Source organism: Streptomyces sp. JLSY215 (assembly GCF_059682825.1).
Genome location: NZ_CM185022.1, coordinates 3385895 through 3408462, shown reverse-complemented (window position 1 = coordinate 3408462; position 22568 = coordinate 3385895). Strand labels below are relative to the sequence as shown.

At 72.4% G+C, this 22568-nt stretch carries 19 protein-coding genes; 8 read left to right on the top strand and 11 right to left on the bottom strand.

Features of this window, described 5'->3' with window-relative positions:
- Positions 1 to 80 precede the first annotated feature (80 nt).
- Entirely contained in the window at positions 81 to 1253 is a 1173-nt protein-coding gene (locus AC5677_RS15075; protein ID WP_497195551.1) for an acyl-CoA dehydrogenase family protein, read from the top strand.
- A gap of 92 nt (positions 1254 to 1345) precedes the next feature.
- Here the strand turns inward: AC5677_RS15075 and AC5677_RS15070 are convergent, their stop codons facing one another.
- Positions 1346 to 2638 carry an LCP family protein gene (locus AC5677_RS15070; protein ID WP_497195550.1) on the bottom strand — a complete coding sequence of 431 codons (1293 nt, stop codon included), beginning with the start codon at positions 2636 to 2638 and terminating at the stop codon, positions 1346 to 1348.
- 273 nt (positions 2639 to 2911) lie between these two features.
- Here AC5677_RS15070 and AC5677_RS15065 point away from each other — a divergent pair, with 273 nt between their 5' ends.
- The 3 genes from AC5677_RS15065 (at position 2912) to AC5677_RS15055 (ending at position 5702) form a co-directional block, all read left to right on the top strand.
- Complete coding sequence (locus AC5677_RS15065) at positions 2912 to 3466, top strand: acyl-CoA thioesterase (protein ID WP_497195549.1); 555 nt, start codon at positions 2912 to 2914, stop codon at positions 3464 to 3466.
- Between the two features lie 122 nt (positions 3467 to 3588).
- Entirely contained in the window at positions 3589 to 4380 is a 792-nt protein-coding gene (locus AC5677_RS15060; protein WP_497195548.1) for an alpha/beta fold hydrolase, read from the top strand.
- 35 nt (positions 4381 to 4415) lie between these two features.
- Positions 4416 to 5702: a cytochrome P450 gene (locus AC5677_RS15055; RefSeq protein ID WP_497196629.1), complete on the top strand. Its 1287-nt coding sequence runs from the start codon at positions 4416 to 4418 to the stop codon at positions 5700 to 5702.
- On the opposite strand, the gene AC5677_RS15050 is transcribed toward AC5677_RS15055, so the two are convergent.
- From AC5677_RS15050 to AC5677_RS15040, 3 genes are all read right to left on the bottom strand, one after another.
- Positions 5647 to 6249, bottom strand: coding sequence for a VanZ family protein (locus AC5677_RS15050; RefSeq protein WP_497195547.1), 603 nt, complete (start codon positions 6247 to 6249; stop codon positions 5647 to 5649). The genes AC5677_RS15055 and AC5677_RS15050 overlap by 56 nt on opposite strands.
- 88 nt (positions 6250 to 6337) lie before the next feature.
- Entirely contained in the window at positions 6338 to 6793 is a 456-nt protein-coding gene (locus AC5677_RS15045; RefSeq protein ID WP_497195546.1) for a hypothetical protein, read from the bottom strand.
- Positions 6790 to 8265: an LCP family protein gene (locus tag AC5677_RS15040; RefSeq protein ID WP_497195545.1), complete on the bottom strand. Its 1476-nt coding sequence runs from the start codon at positions 8263 to 8265 to the stop codon at positions 6790 to 6792. Before AC5677_RS15040 ends, AC5677_RS15045 begins: the two co-directional genes overlap by 4 nt.
- 231 nt (positions 8266 to 8496) lie before the next feature.
- Here AC5677_RS15040 and AC5677_RS15035 point away from each other — a divergent pair, with 231 nt between their 5' ends.
- Entirely contained in the window at positions 8497 to 9522 is a 1026-nt protein-coding gene (locus AC5677_RS15035; RefSeq protein WP_497195544.1) for a glycosyltransferase family 2 protein, read from the top strand.
- Positions 9523 to 9616: 94 nt separating this feature from the next.
- Here the strand turns inward: AC5677_RS15035 and AC5677_RS15030 are convergent, their stop codons facing one another.
- The 4 genes from AC5677_RS15030 to AC5677_RS15015 form a co-directional block, all read right to left on the bottom strand.
- Positions 9617 to 11311 carry an LCP family protein gene (locus tag AC5677_RS15030; RefSeq protein WP_497195543.1) on the bottom strand — a complete coding sequence of 565 codons (1695 nt, stop codon included), beginning with the start codon at positions 11309 to 11311 and terminating at the stop codon, positions 9617 to 9619.
- 70 nt (positions 11312 to 11381) lie between these two features.
- A complete protein-coding gene (locus AC5677_RS15025; RefSeq protein WP_497195542.1) occupies positions 11382 to 13148 on the bottom strand; it encodes an LCP family protein in 1767 nt (588 codons plus the stop codon).
- A gap of 233 nt (positions 13149 to 13381) precedes the next feature.
- A complete protein-coding gene (locus AC5677_RS15020; RefSeq protein WP_497195541.1) occupies positions 13382 to 14662 on the bottom strand; it encodes an LCP family protein in 1281 nt (426 codons plus the stop codon).
- A 190-nt stretch (positions 14663 to 14852) separates the two neighbouring features.
- Complete coding sequence (locus tag AC5677_RS15015; protein WP_497195540.1) at positions 14853 to 15617, bottom strand: TIGR03089 family protein; 765 nt, start codon at positions 15615 to 15617, stop codon at positions 14853 to 14855.
- A gap of 150 nt (positions 15618 to 15767) precedes the next feature.
- Between AC5677_RS15015 and AC5677_RS15010 the strand changes: the two genes are divergently transcribed.
- From AC5677_RS15010 to AC5677_RS15000, 3 genes are all read left to right on the top strand, one after another.
- Positions 15768 to 17105 carry a peptidoglycan recognition protein family protein gene (locus AC5677_RS15010; RefSeq protein WP_497195539.1) on the top strand — a complete coding sequence of 446 codons (1338 nt, stop codon included), beginning with the start codon at positions 15768 to 15770 and terminating at the stop codon, positions 17103 to 17105.
- 195 nt (positions 17106 to 17300) lie between these two features.
- Positions 17301 to 18383, top strand: coding sequence for a mannose-1-phosphate guanylyltransferase (gene manB, locus AC5677_RS15005; RefSeq protein ID WP_497195538.1), 1083 nt, complete (start codon positions 17301 to 17303; stop codon positions 18381 to 18383).
- A gap of 78 nt (positions 18384 to 18461) precedes the next feature.
- Positions 18462 to 19367: a DNA-3-methyladenine glycosylase family protein gene (locus tag AC5677_RS15000; RefSeq protein WP_497195537.1), complete on the top strand. Its 906-nt coding sequence runs from the start codon at positions 18462 to 18464 to the stop codon at positions 19365 to 19367.
- A gap of 24 nt (positions 19368 to 19391) precedes the next feature.
- On the opposite strand, the gene AC5677_RS14995 is transcribed toward AC5677_RS15000, so the two are convergent.
- The 3 genes from AC5677_RS14995 to AC5677_RS14985 all read right to left on the bottom strand — a co-directional run bounded on the left by AC5677_RS14995 (position 19392) and on the right by AC5677_RS14985 (position 22246).
- Positions 19392 to 20720, bottom strand: a complete 1329-nt coding sequence (locus tag AC5677_RS14995; RefSeq protein ID WP_497195536.1) for a coenzyme F420-0:L-glutamate ligase — start codon at positions 20718 to 20720, stop codon at positions 19392 to 19394.
- On the bottom strand, positions 20717 to 21673 hold the full coding sequence (gene cofD, locus AC5677_RS14990; protein ID WP_497195535.1) for a 2-phospho-L-lactate transferase: 957 nt from the start codon (positions 21671 to 21673) through the stop codon (positions 20717 to 20719). The genes AC5677_RS14995 and cofD overlap by 4 nt, the downstream gene beginning before the upstream one ends.
- A gap of 78 nt (positions 21674 to 21751) precedes the next feature.
- Positions 21752 to 22246 (bottom strand): cysteine dioxygenase, encoded by a 495-nt coding sequence (locus tag AC5677_RS14985; protein ID WP_497195534.1) that lies wholly within the window; start codon positions 22244 to 22246, stop codon positions 21752 to 21754.
- Positions 22247 to 22568 lie beyond the last annotated feature (322 nt).

Below are 22568 nucleotides of genomic sequence, written 5' to 3'. Positions count from 1 at the left end.
CCCGACGGAGGCCTAGAATCCGAAGATGTAACGGGTTACTTAACGGTAGTTAGCATCAGCTCACAGGGGAGTGAGAAACCTTGGCGGGAACCGCTGATTTCGATCTGTACCGGCCCTCGGAGGAGCACGACATGCTCCGCGAGTCGGTCCGTGCGCTCGCCGAGGCGAAGATCGCGCCGTTCGCGGCCGCGGTGGACGAGGAAGCGCGCTTCCCCCAGGAGGCGCTGGACGCGCTGGTCGCCAACGACCTGCACGCCGTGCACGTACCGGAGGCCTACGGCGGTGCCGGTGCCGACGCGCTGGCCACCGTCATCGTCATCGAAGAGGTCGCGCGGGTCTGCGCCTCCTCCTCCCTCATCCCGGCCGTCAACAAGCTCGGCTCCCTCCCGGTGATCCTCTCCGGCTCCGAGGAGCTGAAGAAGAAGTACCTGGGCCCGCTCGCCAAGGGCGACGCGATGTTCTCGTACTGCCTGAGCGAGCCGGACGCGGGCTCGGACGCGGCCGGTATGAAGACCAAGGCCGTACGCGACGGTGACTTCTGGGTGCTCAACGGCGTCAAGCGCTGGATCACCAACGCCGGCGTCTCCGAGTACTACACGGTCATGGCCGTCACCGACCCCGAGAAGCGCTCCAAGGGCATCTCGGCCTTCGTCGTCGAGAAGGGCGACGAGGGCGTCTCCTTCGGCGCCCCGGAGAAGAAGCTCGGCATCAAGGGCTCGCCGACCCGCGAGGTCTACCTCGACAACGTCCGCATCCCCGCCGACCGCATGATCGGCGCCGAGGGCACCGGCTTCGCCACCGCCATGAAGACCCTGGACCACACCCGCATCACCATCGCGGCCCAGGCGCTCGGCATCGCCCAGGGCGCCCTGGACTACGCCAAGGGCTACGTCCAGGAGCGCAAGCAGTTCGGCAAGCCGATCGGTGACTTCCAGGGCGTGCAGTTCATGCTGGCCGACATGGCCATGAAGGTGGAGGCGGCCCGCCAGCTGACCTACGCCGCGGCCGCCAAGTCCGAGCGCATCTCGGCCGGCGGCAAGGACGAGGACCTCACCTTCTTCGGCGCCGCCGCCAAGTGCTACGCCTCGGACGCCGCCATGGAGATCACCACGGACGCCGTCCAGCTCCTCGGCGGCTACGGCTACACCCGCGACTACCCGGTCGAGCGGATGATGCGCGACGCCAAGATCACGCAGATCTATGAGGGCACGAACCAGGTCCAGCGGATCGTGATGGCGAGGAACCTTCCGTAGGACGCGTCACACGCCCGCCATCGGGCAGCGCAACGCCGAAGGGCCCGTACCGCAGCGGTACGGGCCCTTCGGCGTTCGGTTGCCGCCGCCGGTCAGTTGCCGCTGACCGTGACCTTCTCGTCGTTGTTCAGCTGCTGCACCAGCTGCTGCAGCTTGGCCTTGTCCCAGACCAGGTTGCCGCCGGTGGAGCCGTTGATCGGCATGTTCAGCGACTTGCCGTCACCGCCCATGACGCCCTTCATCGCGAAGAACATCTGGCCCAGGTCCCACAGGCTCATGTCCTTGTCGACGATGAGGGTGTCCAGGCCGGCGCTCATGGTCGGGTAGAGCTTGAAGGGGTTGAGGACCGTGCTCGGGGTCGCGACCTGACCGGCCAGCGTGCCCAGGAACTTCTGCTGGTTCTTCGTACGGTCCAGGTCGCTGCCGGCGAAGGCGTGCCGGGTGCGGACGAAGGCGAGGGCCTGCTGGCCGTTGAGGGTCTGCTTGCCCGCGGGGAAGTCGGCGCCCGACCACTTGTCCTTGAACGCCTTGGGGATGTCCATCTCGACCCCGCCGATCGAGTCGACGATGTTGGCGAAGCCGGCGAAGCCGATCTCGACGTAGTGGTCGATGTGCAGCTTGGTGTTGTACTCGACGGTGCGCACCAGCAGCTCGGGGCCGTCCTCGGCGTAGGCCGCGTTCAGCTTGGTGTGCCGGCCGGTGCCCGGGTACTTCTTGCCGGAGTCCGAGCCGACGAAGGTGGGTATCTCGACGTCCGAGTCGCGCGGAAGGGAGATCAGCGTCGGGCCGTTGGAGCCGTCGTGCAGGATCATCATCGAGTCGGTGCGCTTGCCCTCGGCGGAGCCCGTGTGCAGTTTCTTCTTCTGCTCGGAGGTCATGCCCTCGCGGCTGTCCGAGCCCACGATCAGGTAGTTCGTGCCGTCCCCGGCCTCCGGCCGGTCGATGACCTTGCTCAGGTCCACCTTGCGGCGCAGCTTGCCGTCGGCCCAGAAGTAGGTGGCGACGGAGGTGACGGCCAGCACCACGACCAGGGTCAGGACGGTCCACTTGATGCGGCGGCCCCAGTTGGCGCGCGGCCGGGCGCCGCCGTGGTCGTACGGGCCGTCGTCATAGCCGTCGCCGCCGCGGCCGCCACCGCCGCCGTAGACCTGGCCGGTGTTGTAGCCGCTGTCGTAGTCGTCGTAGCCGTCGTAGCCCTGGGACTGCTGCGGCACGGAGCCGCGGCGCGGGGGCGTCTGCGGGGGTTCGCTGCGGGGGTAGCCGGACCCTGTACCGGGCCGCACCTGCCGCATGGCACGCGCACCCTCCGGATCGGCGCTGTTGCTGCCGCGTCCGTACCGGTTGCCGTTCTGGTCCCCGGACCACCCATTGGGCCACTCATTCATACCCGGCAGTGTGCACGCCAAGAGGGACCGCCCAATAGGGCGGGTGCCGGATCGGGCCAGGGCTGTTGCAGACCTGATGCAAAGCGACAGGGCCCTTCCGGCCCATACCGCACGGGGCCGTGACCATTCCGGCGCGGCTAGCGGAGGCAACCATTCCGGATGGTTTCCGGCGGCGCCCGGGAGACGAGCGTCACGTACCGAGAGAGCCGTCACGAGACGGGCGTCACGTACGGCCCCGGGCCCGTGCGGCGGCCCCCCGCTTAGGCTGGCCCCATGACCGAACTCGTCACCAACAGCCAGGAGGGCGAGCTCGCGGGCAAGCCCACTTCCGTCTCCCGTACGACGCTGTCGCACATCATGACCGCGGCCGACACCAATCTCCTGGGGACGGTGCACGGTGGCGTGATCATGAAACTCGTCGACGACGCGGCGGGCGCGGTGGCCGGCCGGCACTCCGGCGGCCCCGCGGTGACGGCCTCGATGGACGAGATGGCCTTTCTGGAGCCGGTCCGGGTGGGCGACCTGGTGCATGTGAAGGCCCAGGTGAACTGGACCGGCCGCTCCTCCATCGAGGTCGGCGTACGGGTCCTGGCCGAGCGCTGGAACGAATCCACCCCGGCCCAGCAGGTCGGCTCCGCCTACCTCGTCTTCGCCGCCGTCGACGAACAGGGCAAGCCGCGCCGGGTGCCGCCGGTGCTCCCGGAGACCGAGCGCGACAAGCGCCGCTATCAGGAGGCCCAGATCCGCCGCACCCACCGCCTCGCCCGGCGCCGGGCGATCATGGAGCTGCGGGAGCGGCGGGCGGCCTCGGGCCTGGACGAGGGGTAGGGCCGGGTCCCGGCAAAGGGAGCCGTGGCGCCCTTGCCGGGCGGGGCGGTAACGGCCAGTCTGGTCGGGAATGGCCGCCGGTGGCCGGCCGTACGCGTTCCGTCACACCTCTTGGAGTGAGCGTGGCTTCCTTCGTCCTGCCCCATGCCCTGCACGGCCGGGGAACGCACAAGGTCATCGCGGTGCACGGCTGGTTCGCCGACCGCTCCGCCTTCGATCCGGTGCTGCCGGACCTCGACCGGGACACCTTCCAGTATGCGCTGGTCGACCTCCGCGGCTACGGCGAGGCGAAGACGACGGCCGGCGACTACTCGACGGGCGAGGGCGCGGCCGATGTGCTGGCGCTCGCCGACCGGCTGGGCTGGGACCGGTTCTCGCTGATCGGCCACTCGATGGGCGGCAGCGTCATCCAGCGGGTGCTGGCCGCGGCGCCGCAGCGGGTACGCCGCCTCGTCGGCATCTCCCCGGTCCCCGCCTCGGGGCTGCCGCTGCCGCCGGAGCAGTGGGAGCTGTTCGCCGGCGCGGCCCACACCCCGGACAACCGGCGGGTCATCCTCGACCTCACGACGGGCGGGCAGCGCCCCGCGGCCTGGCTGGACCGGATGGTGCGCCGCTCCCTGGAGTGCAGCGACCCCAAGGCCTTCCGCGCCTGGCTGGACTCCTGGGCCACCGAGGGCTTCGCCGCCGAGGTCGAGGGCTCGGCGGTGCCGGCGCTGGCGGTGACCGGGACGCTGGACCCCGCGCTGAACGCCGAACTGGCGCGGCAGACGTGGCTGCGCTGGTACGCCAACAGCGAGCTGGTCGAGCTGCCGTCGGCCGGGCACTACGCCATGGACGAGACGCCGCTGGAGCTGATCCGGGCCGTGGAGGACTTTCTGCGCGCCGACGGTGACGGCGACCGGCCGCACGCTTGATGGCCGTACCGGAGATACCGGACGTGCCGGATGCGATGGACGCGGCGGATGTGCTGGATGTACCGGATGTGCCGGACGTCTTCGATCCGCGGCGTTACACGGACGGCCTGCCGCACACCGCCTACCGGCTGCTGCGCGACCGGCACCCGGTCGCCTGGCAGGAAGAGACCGAGGTGCTCGGCTGGCCCGCCGGCCCCGGCTTCTGGGCGGTCACCCGGCACGAGGACGTCGTACGGGTCCTCAAGGACGCCCGCACCTTCTCCTCCCATCTGGGCGCCACCCAGATCCGCGACCCCGACCCCGCCGACCTGCCGTTCATCCGCCGCATGATGCTCAACCAGGACGTTCCGCATCACGGCCGGCTGCGCCGTCTGGTCAGCCGCGCCTTCACCCCGCGCCGGGTCGACCGCTTCGAGGGCGCGGTGCGCGAGCGGGCCCGCTCCCTGCTGACCTCGGCGGTCGCGGCGGCGCGGGCCGCGGACGGCACCTGCGACCTCGTCACCCACGTCACCGACGACTACGCCCTGCTCAACCTCTCCGACCTCCTCGGCATCCCGCCCGGCGAGCGCGGGCTGCTCCTCGACTGGACCCGGCGCGTCATCGGCTACCAGGACCCGGACGAAGCGGGCCCGGCCGCGGCCGGCGCGGACGGCCGCCCCGCCGACCCGCGCTCCCCGGCCATGCTCCAGGACATGTTCGCCTTCGCGCGGAAGCTGGCCGCCCACAAACGCCGCCACCCGGGCGACGACGTCATGACCGTCCTCGCCACCGACCCCGAACTGACCACGCCCGAGCTGGAGATGTTCTTCTTCCTGCTGACCATCGCGGGCAACGACACCGTCCGCAGCGCGGCCCCCGGCGGGCTGCTGGCCCTGGCCACGCACCCGGACGCGTACCGCGCGCTGCGCACCGGCACGGTGGCGACGGCGGCCTGTGCGGAGGAGCTGCTGCGCTGGCATCCGCCCGTGCTCAGCTTCCGCCGCACCGCCGCACACGACACCGAACTGGCCGGCCGCCCGATCCGCGCCGGCGACAAGGTCGTCGTCTTCCACGGCTCCGCCAACTACGACGAACGCGTCTTCGCCGCCCCGCACCGCCTGGACCCGGCCCGCACCCCCAACCCCCACGTCTCCTTCGGCGACGGCCCGCACGTCTGCCTCGGCGCCCATCTCGCCCGCCTGCAGCTCCGCGTCCTGTACGAGGAGACCCGCGACCTGCTGCCCGCGCTGTCCCTCGCGGCGCCCCCGCGGCGGCTGGTGTCCAACTTCATCCACGGTCTGAAGTCGCTGCATCTGCGGCTGGAGGACGCGCCGGCTGCCTAGCGGCGGCGCCGCCCACCCTGGCCACCACCGGCCGGGCCAGCAGGCCCAGGCCCGCCCCGATCACCGTTCCGGCCGCCGCGCACAGGACGTCGTCGACATCGGCGATCCGCCCGGCCCGCATCAGCAGCTGGGCCGTCTCGACCGCCACGCACAGGCCCACCCCGAGCAGGAACGCGGCGGCGGCCGACCAGCGGGGCGCCGCGAAGCGCAGCAGCAACGGGCCCGGCACATAGAGGGCGGCATAGGCGATGTGCTGGCGGATCAGCATCGCCAGCTCCTCGGGCGGCGGCTGGGCGCCGGGGCTGAAGAGGCCCTCGCCCGGCCGCCACCACACGGTCGCGTCGGCGGAACCGATGGGCTGGGTGGGGGACAGGGTCGTGACGAGGAGCAGGAGGAGCCAACCGGCCAGCAGGGCGGCGGCCGTGGTGCGGGGGGCGGCGGGGGCGCGGGCGGCCCAGGTGGCGAGGGACAGGGCCAGCGCCGTCATGGCCGTCAGGAAGAGCGCGACGCTGGTGGGGGAGACGGCCAGTACTGCTGTCTGCCACATGGTGTGCTCCTTGCGCGGGTGGTGCGAGGGGCTCTGGACCGGGGGGACCGCCACCGGGGGACCGCCACCGGGGGACCGCCACCGGCGGTCAGGCGCAGCTCCACTTGGTGACGAACACGGTCTTGGCGTGCTCCATGACGCCCCGGATACATTCGCCCGCCGGCATCTCCACCCGGCCGCCGAGGGCCGCGGAGCCGTGCCGCAGGCGGCGGGTGCCGAACCAGCCGGGGAAGGCGGTGATCCTCGCGTTCTTGCGCTGGTAGCCCAGGCGTACGGGGAAAGGGGACGCGGGCCCGGCGTCCTGCCGCCGGTAGGCCGTGGTGTATCTGCCCGTCGCGCCCACGGGGCCGTGCAGGCACAGCCGGCCCTGGGACAGATCGCCGCAGCCGGTCGGCGCGGCGGGCGCCGGCGGGGCGGCGGCCGCGCTGGCGGCGACCAGACACAGGGCGGCGAGGGTGGCGCCGGCCCGGGGGCCGTAGCGGTGACCGGCCGGCCGGCCGGCGGCCGGCCGGGGCTCGGTGCGGCGGGGCGCGGGCACCGTCATGGGCACACCGCCTCGTCGCCGGTGATCGCCCCCACGCCGCCCGGCGTCTGCGGCGGCTGCTCCGCCTTGACCGGCGTCACCGCCTTGAAGTCGTCGCCGACCGTCAGCTGGAGCACCGGGCCGCGCCCCGGCATCGGCCGCAGCTGGGCACCGGGCAGCGCGGCGGCCAGCGAGCGGGCCGAACGGTTCCAGCGGGGGTCGTAGTCGATGACCGTGCGGGGGGCCGCGCCGTGTGCCGTGGTGCCGGGCACTCCGGCGGTGACGAAGCCGGTGGCGCGCAGCGCCTTGGCGACGGTGTCGCCGAGGCCGGGCCGGGCGGTGCCGTTGTCGACATGGACCTTGACCGCCGACGGCGGCACGTCGACGACCGTGGCCCGCGGCTGCTTCTTGTCCTTGCCCGGATGCTTGGCGATCGGCTGGTCGTCGCGGATGGCCTGGAAGAGCTGCTGGGACGCCGCCGGGTCCCAGCGGACGGCCTCGCCGCCGCCCGGCAGCCGCAGATTCTCCTTGGTCAGGGGGACGGAGACGAACTCCGACGAGGACGGGGTGAAGCCCCGCATGGCCTGGCCGAGGTCGACCAGGTCGTTGGCCTCGAAGCCGGAGTCGGCGCGGACGGACTCCAGCATCGTCTCGGCGACGTCCTTGAAGCGGATGGGGTTCATCAGGACGCCGGAGGAGGTGATCTTGTGGATGAGGGAGGCCAGGAAGCGCTGCTGGCGGTGCATGCGGCCGAGGTCGGCGGAGGCGTCGATATGGCGGGAGCGGACGTACTGGAGGGCCTGCCCGCCGCCGAGCAGCGTCTTGCCGGCGGGCAGGTCGAGGCCGGTGAAGCTGTCCTTGAGCGGGCGCGGGGTGCAGATCTCCACCCCGCCGACCGCGTCCACGCTCCGCATGAAGCTGGTGAAGTCGACCTCCAGGTAGTGGTCGATGTGCACGCCGGTCATGTGCTCGACGGTCCGTACGGTGAGGTTGGGGCCGCCCTCCGCGTAGGCGGCGTTCAGCTTCACGGCGTGCTTGCGGTGCCGGCGGCCGGTCGCGGCGTCCTGGTGGTCGGGGACCTCGGCGTAGGAGTCGCGCGGCAGGCTGACGATGCTGGCGCGGTCCCGCTCGGCGGACAGGTGCACCAGCATCAGGGTGTCGGTGCAGTGACAGGGCGCCCCGCCCAGGTGGTACGTCCGCTTCTCGTCCTTGGTGAGGTTGTCGCGGCCGTCCGTGCCGACGACCAGGAAGTTCAGGCCGCTGCCGCCGCCGGGCCGCTCGTCGGTCGGCATGCCCCGGAAGGCGTCCACCCGGCCGATCCGCGTCTCCACGCCGGTGACCATGGCGTGGCCCACACCGCTGGCGCCCAGCAGCAGCGCGGCGGCGACGGTGCTGGTCCGCAGCCCCCAGCGCTTGCGCGGCGGGTGCCGGCGCCCCGTGGGCCCGGTGGTCCGGCGCTGCGTGGGGCGGGTCGAGCGGGACGGGGCGGTCACGGGGACACCTCCGCGGCAGGACGGACGGCGAGTCGGGTGAAGCCGGCGGGAACACCGTAGGCCTATACGATCGGATGCAAAGCGTCACACGCCGGGCACCGGCCGTCCGGCCACCCGTCCGACGTCCGCCGCTGTCCCCCGTTCGCGGTAACGTGAGGCGCGATACCGCAGTCTCCCGGCGGGCGCTGCCGCCCCATGGCGGCTCGCCGCGGGCCGTACCCCCGAGGAACCATGCCGCAGCAGCAGCCCCCGGCCGTCTCCGTGATCATGCCGGTGCTCAATGAGGAACGTCACCTGCGCAATTCGGTCCGGCACATCCTGGAGCAGGAGTACGCCGGCGAAATGGAGGTGGTGATCGCTCTCGGCCCGTCCACGGACCGTACGGACGAGATCGCCGCCGAGCTGGTCGCCGAAGACGCCCGGGTGCACACCGTCCCCAATCCGACCGGCCGCACCCCCGCCGCGCTCAATGCCGCGATCAAGGCCTCCCGGCATCCCGTCGTGGTGCGCGTCGACGGGCACGGCATGCTCTCGCCGAACTACATCGCCACCGCCGTGCGCCTCCTGGAGGAGACCGGCGCGCAGAACGTCGGCGGCATCATGCACGCCGAGGGCGAGAACGCCTGGGAGGACGCGGTCGCCGCCGCGATGACCTCCAAGATCGGCGTGGGCAACGCCGCCTTCCACACCGGCGGCCAGGCGGGGCCCGCCGACACCGTCTACCTCGGGGTGTTCCGGCGCGAGGCACTGGAGCAACAGGGCGGCTACAACGAGGAGTTCATCCGCGCGCAGGACTGGGAGCTGAACTTCCGGATCCGCGAGGCGGGCGGCGCGATCTGGTTCTCGCCGGAGCTGAAGGTGCAGTACCGGCCGCGGCCGAGCATCAAGGCGCTGGCCAAGCAGTACAAGGACTACGGCAAGTGGCGCCATGTCGTGGCGCGCTACCACGCCGGGTCGATCAACCTGCGCTATCTGGCGCCGCCGACCGCGGTGTGCGCCATCGCGGCGGGCGTCGTCGTCGGTGCGGCCGTCACGCCCTGGGGCTTCGTCGTCCCGGCCGGCTATCTGGCGGCCATCGCGGCGGGCTCGCTCCCGGCCGGCAAGGGGCTGCCGCTCAAGGCCCGCGCCCAGATCCCCGTCGCGCTCGCCACGATGCACATGTCGTGGGGCTACGGCTTCCTCACCAGCCCGCGCGCACTGGCGCGGAAGGTCATCGCCAGCCGGCGGCCGGCGGTGCTCGCGCCCGCGGCCGACTAGTCCCCGCCCCAACTGCCGTACGCGATACGGCAGTTCATCCGCCGGCCGCGGCGCCCAGCAGTACGTGCCTGGGCGCCGGGCCCGGCGCCGCGGCTCAGAAGGTGTAGTCCGGGTTCACCTTCATGCAGCCCTTGTCGGTCCCGTGGAGCGCGTCCGCGCTGTCCGGTGCCTTGTCCGGGGCCTCGTCCCCGCCCTGCTTCTTCGGGTAGTCCGTCCCCGTACGCCAGTCGTTGCCGACCACCAGCCGCATCTCCGTGGCCGAGCTGGACTCCTTCACCGCGCCCTTGGGCAGGCCGAGCGCCTTGGCCAGCGCCAGCGCGTCGCCGCGCTGGGCCTTGTCCTTGTACGTGATGGTGGTGTCGGCCTGGGTGGTGAGGGAGGAGTCGGTCCCGGCGGCGGCGTAGCCGAGCTGCGCGAGCCGCTGCTGGACGACGCCGGCGCGGCCGGAGACCGGGCCCGTCACCGTGCTGTTGGTGCCGTTCTGCACGACAACCTTCAGCTCTTCCTTGGGAGTTGACGGCTTGGGGTCGGGCGTCGGCTTCTTCTTGGCGCCCTTGCCGTCCAGCGCGGTGTCATTGCGCATCATCGCGAAGGTCTGGTCCGCGTCGCCGGGCTTGGGCAGCACATACGCCTCGCCGGGGCCGTACACCCAGGGCATGGTGACCATCGTGATGCGTTTGGTCGGCACCCGGTTGAGGTCGCCGCCCAGGTCGTAGAGCTTCTTGACGGTGTCGAGCCCGTCGTCGACGGTCAGTGCCTTGGTGGCGGCCTCGGCCAGGTCGCGCAGCTGGCCGGGGTTGGTGAGCTTGGCGCCCTTCTTGAGCTGGCGCACCATGGAGTTCATGTACATGTGCTGGGCCTTGGCCCGGCCGATGTCGGTGTTGTCCTCGAAGCCGTAGCGGGTGCGCAGCCACTGCAGGGCCTGGACGCCCTTGACGGAGTGGGTGCCCTTGGTGAGCTTGAGCCCGCTGCCGTGGCCCTTGCTGTCGTGCGAGTAGACGTTGGCGTTGACGCAGACCGGGACCCCGCCGATGGCGTCGGCCATGTCCACCACGCCGGAGAAGTCGACCATCATGAAGTGGTCGATGTAGATGCCGGTCAGCTCCTGCCAGGTGGCGAGCGTGCAGCCCGGACCGCCGTGCTGGAGCGACTGGTTGATGGCGGCGGTGGTCTGCGGGTAGTTCTCGTGGGTCTTGGGGTCCGTGCACTTGGGGATGGTGACGCGGGTGTCCCGGGGTATGGAGATCACCGACATGTTGCTGCGGTCGGCGGAGACGTGCAGCAGCATCTGGACGTCGGCCAGCGGCTTGCGGTCCGCGTCCTGGCGGGCGCCGCCCAGCTCGATGTTCTTCTTGCTGTTGCGGCCGTCGGAGCCCAGCAGCAGGATGTTGAGCGGCGTCTGCCCGAACGCATTGGGATCGGGCTTCTTCAGATCGCCGCCGCCCAGCATCCGCGGCGCCTTGCGGAGGTTGGCATTGAGGTGCTCGTAGTACCAGTAGCCGGCCCCCGCCCCCGCGACCAGCAGGAAGCCGAGGCCGAGCGCCGTCCATTTCAGCGCCCGGCGGCCCTTGCCGCCCTTCGTGCCGTTCTGGCGCCGTCCGCGGCGACCGCCCTCGTCGGGCGCGGACGGCGGCTCGCCGTCGCCGTCCTCCGGCGTCCAGCCGGGCGCGTCCGGTGGCAGCCCGCCCGAGGCCTCCTCGTCGAGGCCGGCATCGAAGCCCAGCCTCTGTGGTGCTCCGGGCTCCCGACGCCCGGGTGATCGCTCACCGCGCACACTGCTCTGCCGCATTGGGCCCTCTCCCCGTTGTCAATTCGGTGGTGCGCTCGGCGCCTTCGCAGGCGGCCGGACCCCGCTCAGGTCACTTGGCGCAGATGTTCTTGTCATCCGCATTGACGTTCTGGACCCCGTCGGGGGTTTCGGTCGGCGCGTCGATCGGTTCGCCCGCCGCCTGGAAGTCGTGACCGAGGGTCAGCTTCATCGGTACGCGGTCGCCCGCGTCCTGCGCGGACTTCTTCAGCGCGCTCTTGGGCAAGCCCATCCAGTCCGCCAGCGTGGCGGCCTGGTCGGCCTGGTTGGGGCCGTACTCCAGGACGGTCTTGGCCATCTTCTGCGGGGCGTTGCCGGCGTTGGTGGACAGCCGGGCGGCCTTGGTGTTCTGCAGCCAGTCGACGGTCTCCTGGGCGGAGCCGATCGGCCCGCCGCCGTTGAAGACATCGACCCGTACGAGCTCCGGCGGGGCCTTCTTGACCGGCGCCTTCTTGCCCTTGGACTTCTTTCCCTTGGCCAAGGTGTGGTCCGCCTGCACCATCCGGAACAGCGGATCGGCCTTGGCCTTGTCAAGTATGACGGTGGCCGGGTCCTTGGGGTTGTCCAGCACCGGCACCGTCGCGAAGGTGATCTTGTTGATGTTCACCTTCTTCATGTCGGTGCCGAAGTCCATGAGCTTGCTCGCGCTGCCGATACCGGTGTCGACGGTCAGCGCCTTGGTCGCCGCCTGGGCGACATCCAGCAGCTTGCTCGGGCTGCTGAACGCGCTGGACTTCAGCTTGCGGATCAGCGAGCCGAGGAACTGCTGCTGGAGCTGGATCCGGCTCAGGTCGCTGCCGGTGCCGACGGCGTGCCGGGTACGCACGAACGCCAGCGCCTGCTCGCCCTTGACGATGTGCCGGCCGGCCTTCAGATGCAGATGCGACCCGGGGTCGTTGATGTCCTTGCCGGCGCACACCTCGACGCCGTCCACCGCGTTGGACAGCTCCTTGACCGCGTTGAAGTCGGCCATCATGAAGTGGTTGATCTTCAGGCCGGTCAGCTTCTCGACGGTGCGCCAGGTGCAGCCGGGGTCGCGGCCCTCCTGGCCGAGGCTGGTGTTGAAGCGCACCTGCTGCTCGCCGGGAATGTTCTTGACCGAGCCGTCCTCGCGCTTGGTCCGGCAGTTGGGGATGTCGGTGATCAGGTCGCGCGGAATGCTCAGCGCGGTCGCGTTCGACCGGTCCTTGGAGATGTGCATCAGGAGCGTGGTGTCCGCGTGCCCGACGCTGCCGGCATCGCCGTAGCCCGAGTTGCCCTTGCCGGAGCGGGCGTCCGTCCCGATGATCAGGAGGTTGACCGGGCCGTCGGAGACCGCGTCGTTCTCGACGCCGACGTCGACCTTTCTGATGTTGCCGTCCAGCTGCTGGTAGATGACGTACGCCGTGGTGGCGGCGGCCACCAGGACGAACCCCAGCACACCCGACGTCCAGTACAGCGCCTTCTTCTTCCCGGACTTCTTCGGCTTGGGCCGGCGGCGGCTCGCGGCGCCCGAGGCCATCGCGCTCGCCGTGCCCCGGGAGGCGGCGCGGCGCTCCGCCCGGCCACCGGTACGCCGCTCCTGCGCACCGCCGTCGCGCGCATCGCCGCGGCGGTCGCGCTGGGTCGGCAGCGGACGGGTGTCGCTGTCGCCGCCGCGGTCCACCGGATTCCTCCGGTCGCGTCTGGAGCCGGGGGCCTTGCGGCCGGAGGGCCGGTCCGCCGCTTGACCGGAAGGGTCGAGCCGCAGCTCGTAGCTTCCGGTGTCCGGATCGAACACCCACTGATCGGCGGGGTCGACGTTGTCGTCGCCCGCCCGCCCACGGCCTTGCGCGTCCACGGTGCCTTGAATCCTCCGTCGGTGGCGCGGCGCCTCCCCCTCAAGGCGCTCGATCGGTCGATCGTGCACATAGCTGACCTACATGGTCATCGGCCCGCTGGTCGGGCGGGCCGGGTCGCTCACACTATCCGCCCAGTTCAGCGCCCGGCGACGCCGGTGACAAATTCCACTTCCCTACAACTGGGCAATCCGCCCAATCCATTCGCGACGCCGCGGGTTCCTTTGCGGCATCTTTATTCGCAGCTACCGCGTTCCGCCGTGGTTCCGGGAAAGGCCGGGTGCGGATCGGCGGGCGGGGAGGGCGGGTCCGCGGGTTTTCCGCCGGCGGCGGTGGTGGGCTCATCGGGGCCGCCGGCCGGCGTCACCACCACCGAGCGGTCCCTGCGCAGCTCAGCGAAGAGACGGTCCGCGTCGGGCTGCACCAGCTCGTCGCGATTGGCGTCGTAGCGGTACTCCTGGCGCGGCACCGTCAGGAACTGCACCCGGCCCGTCGGAATGCTGCGCATGCTGCGCACCAATTCGTACAGCCCGGTGAGGGAAGCCAGATCCCCATCGGTGGTCAGGGAACTCGTCGCGGCATCCAACACCGGATACAGACGGGTGGGATTGAGCAGCACACCATTGCTTTGCACTTTCTTCACGAGCGCGCCAAGAAATTGCTGTTGGCGTTCCATACGCTGCGTGTCGCTGCCGTCACCCAGGCTTTTCCGCACCCGGACAAAGCCGAGAGCTTCCTCCCCGCGCAGCGTCTGCCGCCCGGCGGGCAGCACCAGATGCGCCTTGTCGTCGTTGATGGGCCGGCGCAGACAGACCTCGACGCCGTCCACCGCGTCCACCATCTTCTTGAACCCGACGAAATCGATGATCATGTGGTGGGTGATCCGGATCCCGGTCATCTTCTCGACCGTGCGGATCGTGCAGGCGGCGCCGGCGAACTGGAACGCCCAGTTGAACTGCGCCGTCTGCTCGGCGATCTCCTTGCCGTCGGAGCGCTTGCAGTGCGGCACCGTCACCATCAGGTCGCGCGGGATGCTGACCGCGGTGGCGCTCTTCCGGTCCGCCGCCAGGTGCAGCAGGATCGTGGTGTCCGAGCGCTGGGTGCCGTTGTCGGTGCCGTACTCCTCGTTGCCGTTGCCGCGGTTGTCGGAGCCGACCAGCAGGATGTTCTCGGCGTTCGGCGGGCCCGGGTCGGGCCGCTCCGACTCGTACTTCTCCAGCTCGTTCTGGGTGTCGCTGTCGAACCGGATATTGCCGTTGAGCTTGGTGTACAGACCCCAGCCGGTGCCGGCCGTCACCAGGACGGCGGCGGCGGTACCGAGCGCGGCGCGGCGCATCCAGTGCAGCGGGGAGGGCGGGGTGCGCGCCGGGCCCGGCCCGTCGCCCGCGGCGCCCGAGCGCAGCGGCCGCGGGCCCCAGCCGGGAAACCTCGCCGCGCGACCGGGCCCCGCCCTCGCCCGGCCGGTGCCCGCGGCGGGGCCCTGGCGGCCGGACGGGGTCCCGGGGCTCTCGGTCACGTGTGCGTCCCTCCCTGGCGGAGTCGGCGTCGCGCCCGCACACGGCGCCCGGCCGGCGGTGGGACGGACGGGCCCGCGCATGGTTGTCCGTACGCAAATTTCTGGTGTACGTACGAAAAATCCTGGACCACAACGGACGGACCGGCCCGCCCCGAGGCGGGTCCGGTCCGCCGGACGGGGGAGGCGGGCGTCAGGAACGCGGGTCCGGCGCCCGGAACGTGATCTTCTCGGCCGCCTCCCGGGCGGCGATGCCGTCCGCGCCCAGCCGATCCAGATGGCGGCACAGCACCACCGAGCCGCCGGCGGCCAGCGGCGCGTAGAGCCCGTACGAGAGCCCCTGCCAGGTGTCGTACGGCAGACCCGACAGGATGCGCGGCCGGCCCGGCATCTGGTCGGAGTCGGCATCGGCCAGGGCCTTCATGCCGACCTGGAAGCCGGTGAACTCGCGGCCGTCGACGACCAGCGCGGGCGCCCGCGGGGCGACCGGCGCGAACGGCACGAAGCGGTCGCCCTGGCCCGGCACCTCGACGGCGTAGTCCGCGAAACCCGCCGGCGGCTGCGGGAAGCGGCCGCCCAGCGGACGCAGCGCCAGCGCCACCCGCTCCCCGGAACAGGCGCGCGCCGCCTCCAGGGTGTCCGGACCGCTGACGACGAGGTCGGCCGCGGCGGGATCGCCGCCCACGTCCGCGACCACGCCCACCGACGAGCAGGCCAGCAGCCAGACGGCGGTCTGCCAGTGGGCGGGCAGCAGCAGCGCGAGCCGGTCGCCGGGCTCGGCGGCCAGATCGCCCTGGAGATAGTTGGCGGTCTTCGCCACCCAATTGGCGAAGGTGGCGACGGACAGTTCCACGCGTTCGCCGGTGGCGTCGTCGTAGAAGGTCACCAGCGGGCGGGCCGGGTCCGCGGCGAGCGCGGAACCCAGCAGGTTGGCGGGGGTGCGGTCGGTGGCGTTCATCGCCGCCAGAGTACGCGCGGCGGTGGCCGGCGGTCGGCCGGGCGGGGAGGTCCCGGCCACCGGTTCGGCCCAGGCGCCGCCCACCGTTCGGCCGATGCCCCGTCAGATCAGCGATGGCGCCCGCCACGGACCGCGCCAACGATGGGGGCCATGCGCCTTTTTCCCGCTTCCGCCCGCTCCTTCCGCACGACGTCCCGCACGATGCCCCTCGGCGTCCTCTGCGCGGCCGGCCTGGTGCTGTCGCTCTCCTCGCTCCCGCCACCGGCCGCCGCGGCCCCCGCCGAACGCCCCCCTGCCGTCCCCTCGCCCGCCGATGACGCCTCGGGCAGCACCCAGTCCCTGCCGCTGGCCGACCTCGGCGCGCCCGCCCCGCGCGCCACCGAGCCCGAGGCCGAGACCGCACCCGTCCCCGGTACGCGGGTCATGCCGGTCCGGGAGGTGCGGCCGTTCTCGCTCCTGGGGGTGGTGTGGGACGACCCCGCCGTCGAGCTGCCCGGCCAGGTCCAGGTCCGCACCCGCGCCACCGGCTCGCACACCTGGTCCGGCTGGCAGGACGTCCAGACCCACAACGACGACCTGCCCGACCAGGAGTCCGCCGAACGCCGCAACAGCCGGGTGCGCGGTAGCACCGCGCCCCTGTGGGTCGGCGCCTCCGACGCCGTACAGCTGCGCATCGCCCCCGAGAACGCCGACCGCGCCCCGGCCCCCTTCCCGGGCGGGCTGCGGCTGGAACTCGTCGACCCGGGTGCCGGGCAACGCACCCAGAGCGGCACGCCCGCCGAACTCCGGCCGCTCGGCCGGTCCGAGGCGCAGGCCGAAGCCCTGGCCGAGGCCCGGACGCAGCCCCCGGACCCTGGAGGCGACCGCACCGCCGGCAAGACGTACATCGGGCCCCGCCCGCGGATCGTCACCCGGGCCGGCTGGGGCGCCGACGAAACGCTGCGCGAGCCCATCGGCCCCTACACCGGCCCCGTCCGCGCCGCGTTCGTCCACCACACCGCGACCGGCAACAACTACAGCTGCACAGAGGCCCCTTCGGTGATCCGCGGCATCTACCGCTACCACGTCAAGAGCAGCGGCTGGCGGGACATCGGCTACAACTTCCTGATCGACAAGTGCGGCGTCATCTACGAAGGCCGCGCGGGCGGCGCCTCCAAGGCGGTGCTGGGCGCCCACACCCTCGGCTTCAACACCGACACCACCGGCATCGCCGTCCTCGGCAGCTTCAACGACACCGAACCGTCGAGGGCCGCCGTCGAGGGCGTCGCCGCCCTGACGGCCTGGAAACTCGGCCTGTCCGGTGCCGATCCGCGCGGCATGGTCAGCCTCATCTCCGACGGCAGCAACCTCTTCGAGCGGGACGAGATCGCCCATCTGCACGTCATCTCCGGCCACCGGGACGGCTACCGGTCCGCCTGTCCCGGCGACCGCCTCTACGACCAGCTCGACGCCGTCGCCGACGCCGCGGCCAAGCTTCAGGGGCGCTGACCGGCCCCCGACAGTTACCGTCCGGTACCGTCCGGTTGTGCCACCAATGAACCATCCCCGCGCTCGCCGCGTCCTACCGGCCGCGGCAGCGCACCCACCCGTACCCGCGCACGTCCCGAGGAGCACGACCGCGCAGCCCGTCTGCCTAGACTGGTCGGCCGTTCGCCGACCCCAGCAGGAAGCAGAGAAGACAAGGTGACCGAAGCGATCCTCCTGGTCGGCGGCAAGGGCAGCAGGCTGCGCCCGCTGACGGTGCATACGCCCAAGCCCATGGTCCCGGCGGCCGGTGTGCCCTTTCTCACCCACCAGCTGGCGCGGGCCCGCGCCGCGGGTGTGACCCACATCGTCATGGCCACCTCCTACCTCGCCGAGGTCTTCGAGCCGTACTTCGGCGACGGGTCGGAGCTCGGCCTGCACTTGGAGTACGTCACCGAGGACGAGCCGCTGGGGACCGGCGGCGCCATCCGCAATGTCGCCGGGCGGCTGCACTCCGCCCCCGGCGACCCGGTGCTGATCTTCAACGGCGACATCCTCACCGGCCTCGACATCAAGGCCCTGGTGGCCACCCACCGCACCTCCGGGGCGGACGTCTCCCTGCACCTCACCCGCGTCGAGGACCCCCGCGCCTTCGGCCTGGTCCCCACCGACGGCACCGGACGGGTCACCGCCTTCCTGGAGAAGCCGCAGACCCCCGAGGAGATCGTCACCGACCAGATCAACGCGGGCGCCTACGTCTTCAACCGCTCCGTCATCGACACCATCCCCACCGGCCGCCCGGTCTCCGTCGAACGCGAGACCTTCCCCGGACTGCTCGCCGACGGCGCCCACCTCCAGGGCATGGTCGACTCCACCTACTGGCTCGACCTCGGCACCCCGCAGGCCTTCGTCCGCGGCTCCGCCGACCTGGTCCTGGGCCGCGCCCCGTCCCCGGCCGTGCCCGGCCGCTGCGGCGACCGCCTCGTCCTGGAGACCGCCGAGGTCGCCCCGGACGCCAAGCTCACCGGCGGCACGGTCGTCGGCCCGCGCGCCGTCATCGGCGCCGGCGCCCGGATCGAGGGCAGCGCCGTCCTCGACGGCGCGGTGGTCGAAGCGGGCGCCCAGATCCAGGACTCGCTGATCGGCGCCGGCGCGCGCATCGGGGCCCGTACGGTCCTGGACGGCGCGGTCATCGGCGACGGCGCCCGGATCGGCGCCGACAACGAGCTGCGCGACGGGATCCGCATCTGGTGCGGCGCCGACATCCCGGCGGGATCGGTGCGCTTCTCCTCCGACCAGTAACGGCGGACCGTTCCCCGAGCTCCCGGCCCCGCTCGATCAGGGGAGAACCCAATCCGCGGCGTCGCCTAACCTGGCGGTATGCCCGCCCGCAGCTGGGTCCCGCCCGGCCCGTACGACCTGCACCGCACCCTGTGCGTCCTGCAACGCGGCCCCGGCGACCCCGCCTTCGCACTGCGCGGCCAGGAGGTGTGGCGGGCCTGCCGTACGCCCCAGGGCCCCGGCACGCTGCGCCTCGCGGCCCGCCCCGCCGCGGGCACGGTCGACGCGGAGGCCTGGGGCCCCGGCGCCGACTGGCTGCTGGAGCGGCTGCCCGAGCTGCTGGGGGAGTCCGACGAACCGGACCGGCTCACCGCCCGGCACCGCATCGTCCACGAAGCGCGCCGCCGCCATCCCGGCGTCCGGCTCGCCCGGACCGGCCTGGTCCTGGAGTCGCTGATCCCCTCGGTCCTGGAGCAGAAGGTCACCGCCGACGAGGCCTACCGCGCCTGGCGGCTCCTCCTCCAGCGGCACGGCGAGCCCGCCCCCGGCCCGTGGGAGCGGATGCGGGTGATGCCGGACGCCCGTACCTGGGCGCTGATCCCCTCCTGGGAGTGGCACCGCGCCGGCGTCGATGGCAAGCGCTCCGCGGCGATCCTGCGCGCCGTACGCGCCGCCCGCCGCATGGAGGAGGCCGCGGGCATGGAGCTGGCCGACGCCACCCGCCGCCTGACGGCGATCCCCGGCATCGGCCCCTGGACCGCCGCCGAGACGCTCCAGCGCGCCCTCGGCGCCCCGGACGCCCTGACCGTCGGCGACCTCCACCTGCCGAAGATCATCGGCTATGCCCTCACCGGCCGCCGCGGCACCACCGACGAGCAGATGCTCGAACTCCTCGCCCCCTACGAGGGCCAGCGGCACCGCGCGGCCCGGCTGATCCTGCTGTCCGGCATCACCCCGCCCCGCCGCGCGCCGCGCTTCCCCGTGGGCGACATCGCCCGCCTGTGAGCGGGCCCGGCCCGGTGAGCGGGCTCAGCGCACGACGATGAAGTCCGCACCGTCCCGCGCCGGCCGCTCCTTCGGCGCCTGCGCGGGACGCCCGATGGCGACGGTCCCCATCGGCTCCCAGTCGTCGGGCAGCCCGAGCACCTCCCGTACGACATCCCGGCAGAACATCGTCGACGAGATCCAGGCCGAGCCCAGCCGCTCGCCCGCCAGCGCCACCAGGAAGTTCTGGATCCCGGCGCCATGGGCGATCACGAACATCTCCCGCTCGGCGGCGTTGCGCCGGGCGTCGGGATAGGTGTGCGAGCCGTCCGTCACCATGCACGGGACCGCCAGATACGGCGCGTTGCGCAGCACGTCGCCGCGCCGCACCCGCTTGGCGATCGACTCCTCCGACTTCCCGTCGCCGCGCAGATCCGCGATCCAGGCGTCCCGCATCGCATCCAGCAGCCGCGTCCGGGACTCCGGCGACTCCAGCAGCACGAACCGCCAGGGCGTGGTGTGGTGGGGGGCGGGCGCCGTCAGCGCCGCGGCCACCGCACGGCGCACCGCGCCGCCGTCCACCGGTTCGTCCGTGAAGGCGCGGACCGTACGCCGCCCCGTCATCGCCTCCCGCACGGCCTCCGACGTCCCCAGCCGGAACATGTCGCTCTCGGCGTCACGCACCAGGGCCCGCGCCCCGTCGCCGTCGCCCGCCGCCTCGACGACGTGGGGGAGCCCGCGCACCACCGCGACCGGCAGCGCGGCCGCCTTGCCCTTGACGAGGTCACCGGCGGCGGCCAGTTCATCGGCGGTGGCCACGACCGTGGCGCTGAGCGGATTGCCGTACGCGTCCGTGCCGCCGCGCAGATCGTCCAGTACGCGCACCCCGGCCGCCCCGATGGCGACGTCGGTGAGCCCGGCGCGCCACGGCCGCCCGAAGGTGTCGCTGATGACGACGCCGACGTCGACGCCCAGCTCGGTGCGGATGCCCGCCCGGATGGCGCGGGCCGAGGCATCCGGGTCCTCCGGCAGCAGCAGCACCGTCCCCGCGGGGGTGTTGGAGGCGTCGACCCCGGCCGCGGCCATCACCAGGCCCTGCCGGTTCTGCACGATCCGCAGCGTTCCGCGGCGCGCCACCACCCGTACGGTCTCCTGGTCGATCGCCGCCTCGCGGTCGGTGGCCTCGATCACCCGGCCCTCGGCCTTGCTGACGATCTTCGAGGTCACCAACAGGACGTCCCCGTCGGCCAGTTGGGGTATCCCGTCGCCCGACACCGCCGCGGCGATCAGCTTGACGAGGTTGTCCCCGGGCCGCACCTCCGGAATCCCCGGCAGCGCCCACACCCGGTACGCGGGTACCTCGCCGCCGGTCACGCCCGTACCGCCTCGGCCAGCGCCAGCGCCTCGCGCACCATCGCGGCCGTCGCGTCCACGTCCGTCATCATCAGCGGTACGGCCCGGCAGCGGATCCCGGCCGCCTCGACCTCGGCCACCGCACCCTCGTCGACGGAGTCGACCAGCCACCCGTCCAGCAGCCCCGAGCCGTAATGCCGGGCCACGGCCGCGGCGGTCGCCTCGACGCCCACCGCAGCGAGCACCTTGTCGGCCATCCCGCGGACGGGCGCGTCCCCGACGATCGGCGAGAGGCCGACGACCGGCACCCCGGCGTCCGCGATGGCCTCCCGGATGCCGGGCACGGCCAGGATCGTGCCGATGCTGACGACCGGGTTGGACGGCGGGAAGAGCACCACATCCGCCTCGGCGATGGCCTCCAGGACGCCCGGCGCGGGCTTGGCCTGGTCGGCGCCGACCGGCACCACGGCGTGCGCGGGCACCGAGGCGCGCAGCCGCACCCAGTACTCCTGGAAATGCACCGCCTTGCGCTCGCCGTCCTCGTCGATGGCGACATGGGTCTCGATGCGGTCGTCGGACATCGGCAGCAGCCGCACGCCGGGCTGCCAGCGGGCGCACAGCGCCTCGGTGACGGCGCTGAGCGGATAGCCGGCGCCCAGCATCTGGGTGCGCACGATGTGCGTGGCGAAGTCCCGGTCACCGAGGCCGAACCACTCGGGCCCGACGCCGTAGGCCGCCAACTCCTCCTTCACCCGGAAGGTTTCGTCGGTGCGGCCCCAGCCCTGCTCCTCGTTGATGCCGCCGCCGAGCGTGTACATCACGGTGTCGAGGTCGGGACACACCTTGAGCCCGAACAGATGGATGTCGTCGCCGGTGTTCCCGATGACGGTGATCTCCGCGTCCGGAACCGCTGCCTTCAGTCCCCGCAGAAAGCGGGCGCCGCCGATACCGCCGGCCAGAACCACAATGCGCATAGAGACAGTCTGTCAGCCGCAGGCTGTCGGTGAGGGGTGGTGGTCGGGAGACGGGTGGGACTGTCAGGGGTGGGGGCGTCAGTGGGCCACGGTCTCCTGGGCCGACGGCGCGCACCGGGCGCTGTGCATCGGCATCTCGGTCAGGCCGGGGAAGTAGACGTGCAGGCTGACCGCGGGGGCGAGCGAGTCGTTGACGACCTCATGGACGTACCCGGGAGCGAAGACCCGCTGGTCCCCGGCCCGGAGCGTGTGCGGGACGTCCCCGCCGCGTTCGGTCAACTCGCCCTCCAGGAGCGTCAGCACACCGGAGGAGCGCCCGTGGTCGTGCCGGCCGCTGCCCTGGCCGGGCACCCAGCTCAGCAGCCACACCTCGTAGCCGGGGCCGGTGCGCAGCCGGTGGTACCAGCGGGTGGTGGCGTCGTAGCGCACGAGCGGGGCCCAGCTGTCGCGGTCGGCGGCGATGGAGCGGGCCAGGCCCACGAAGCCGGCGACGGTGGCGGGGTGGGCGGGGACGGGCGGCAGCAGGTGGGGGATGGCGAGCGGGTCGCCGGCGATCTGGACGTCGCTGTTCATGGGGTTACGGGTTCCTCGGCGCAAGAGCTGGGAGAGGGTGCGGCGCGGCGCCGGCATGCCCTGTGGGGAGCACGGCGCGGGCTCGCGGGAGAGGCAGGGGCGCTGCGGGGTGTGCGAGCGGGGCGGCTGGAGCTCAGTGGCTACGACAGCTGGAACAGCGACAGCGAGCCTGCGCAGCGCAGAGCGACCCGTAAGCACGGGTCAGTCGGGGCGCGGGAGTCACTGGCATGCGGTCAAGGAGACCGGGTTCCCGGCGCGATGTCAACCGGATGTCGGGTTTGCCACGGATGTTTCACCTCATCCGGTTGCAGGGCCCGGCGAA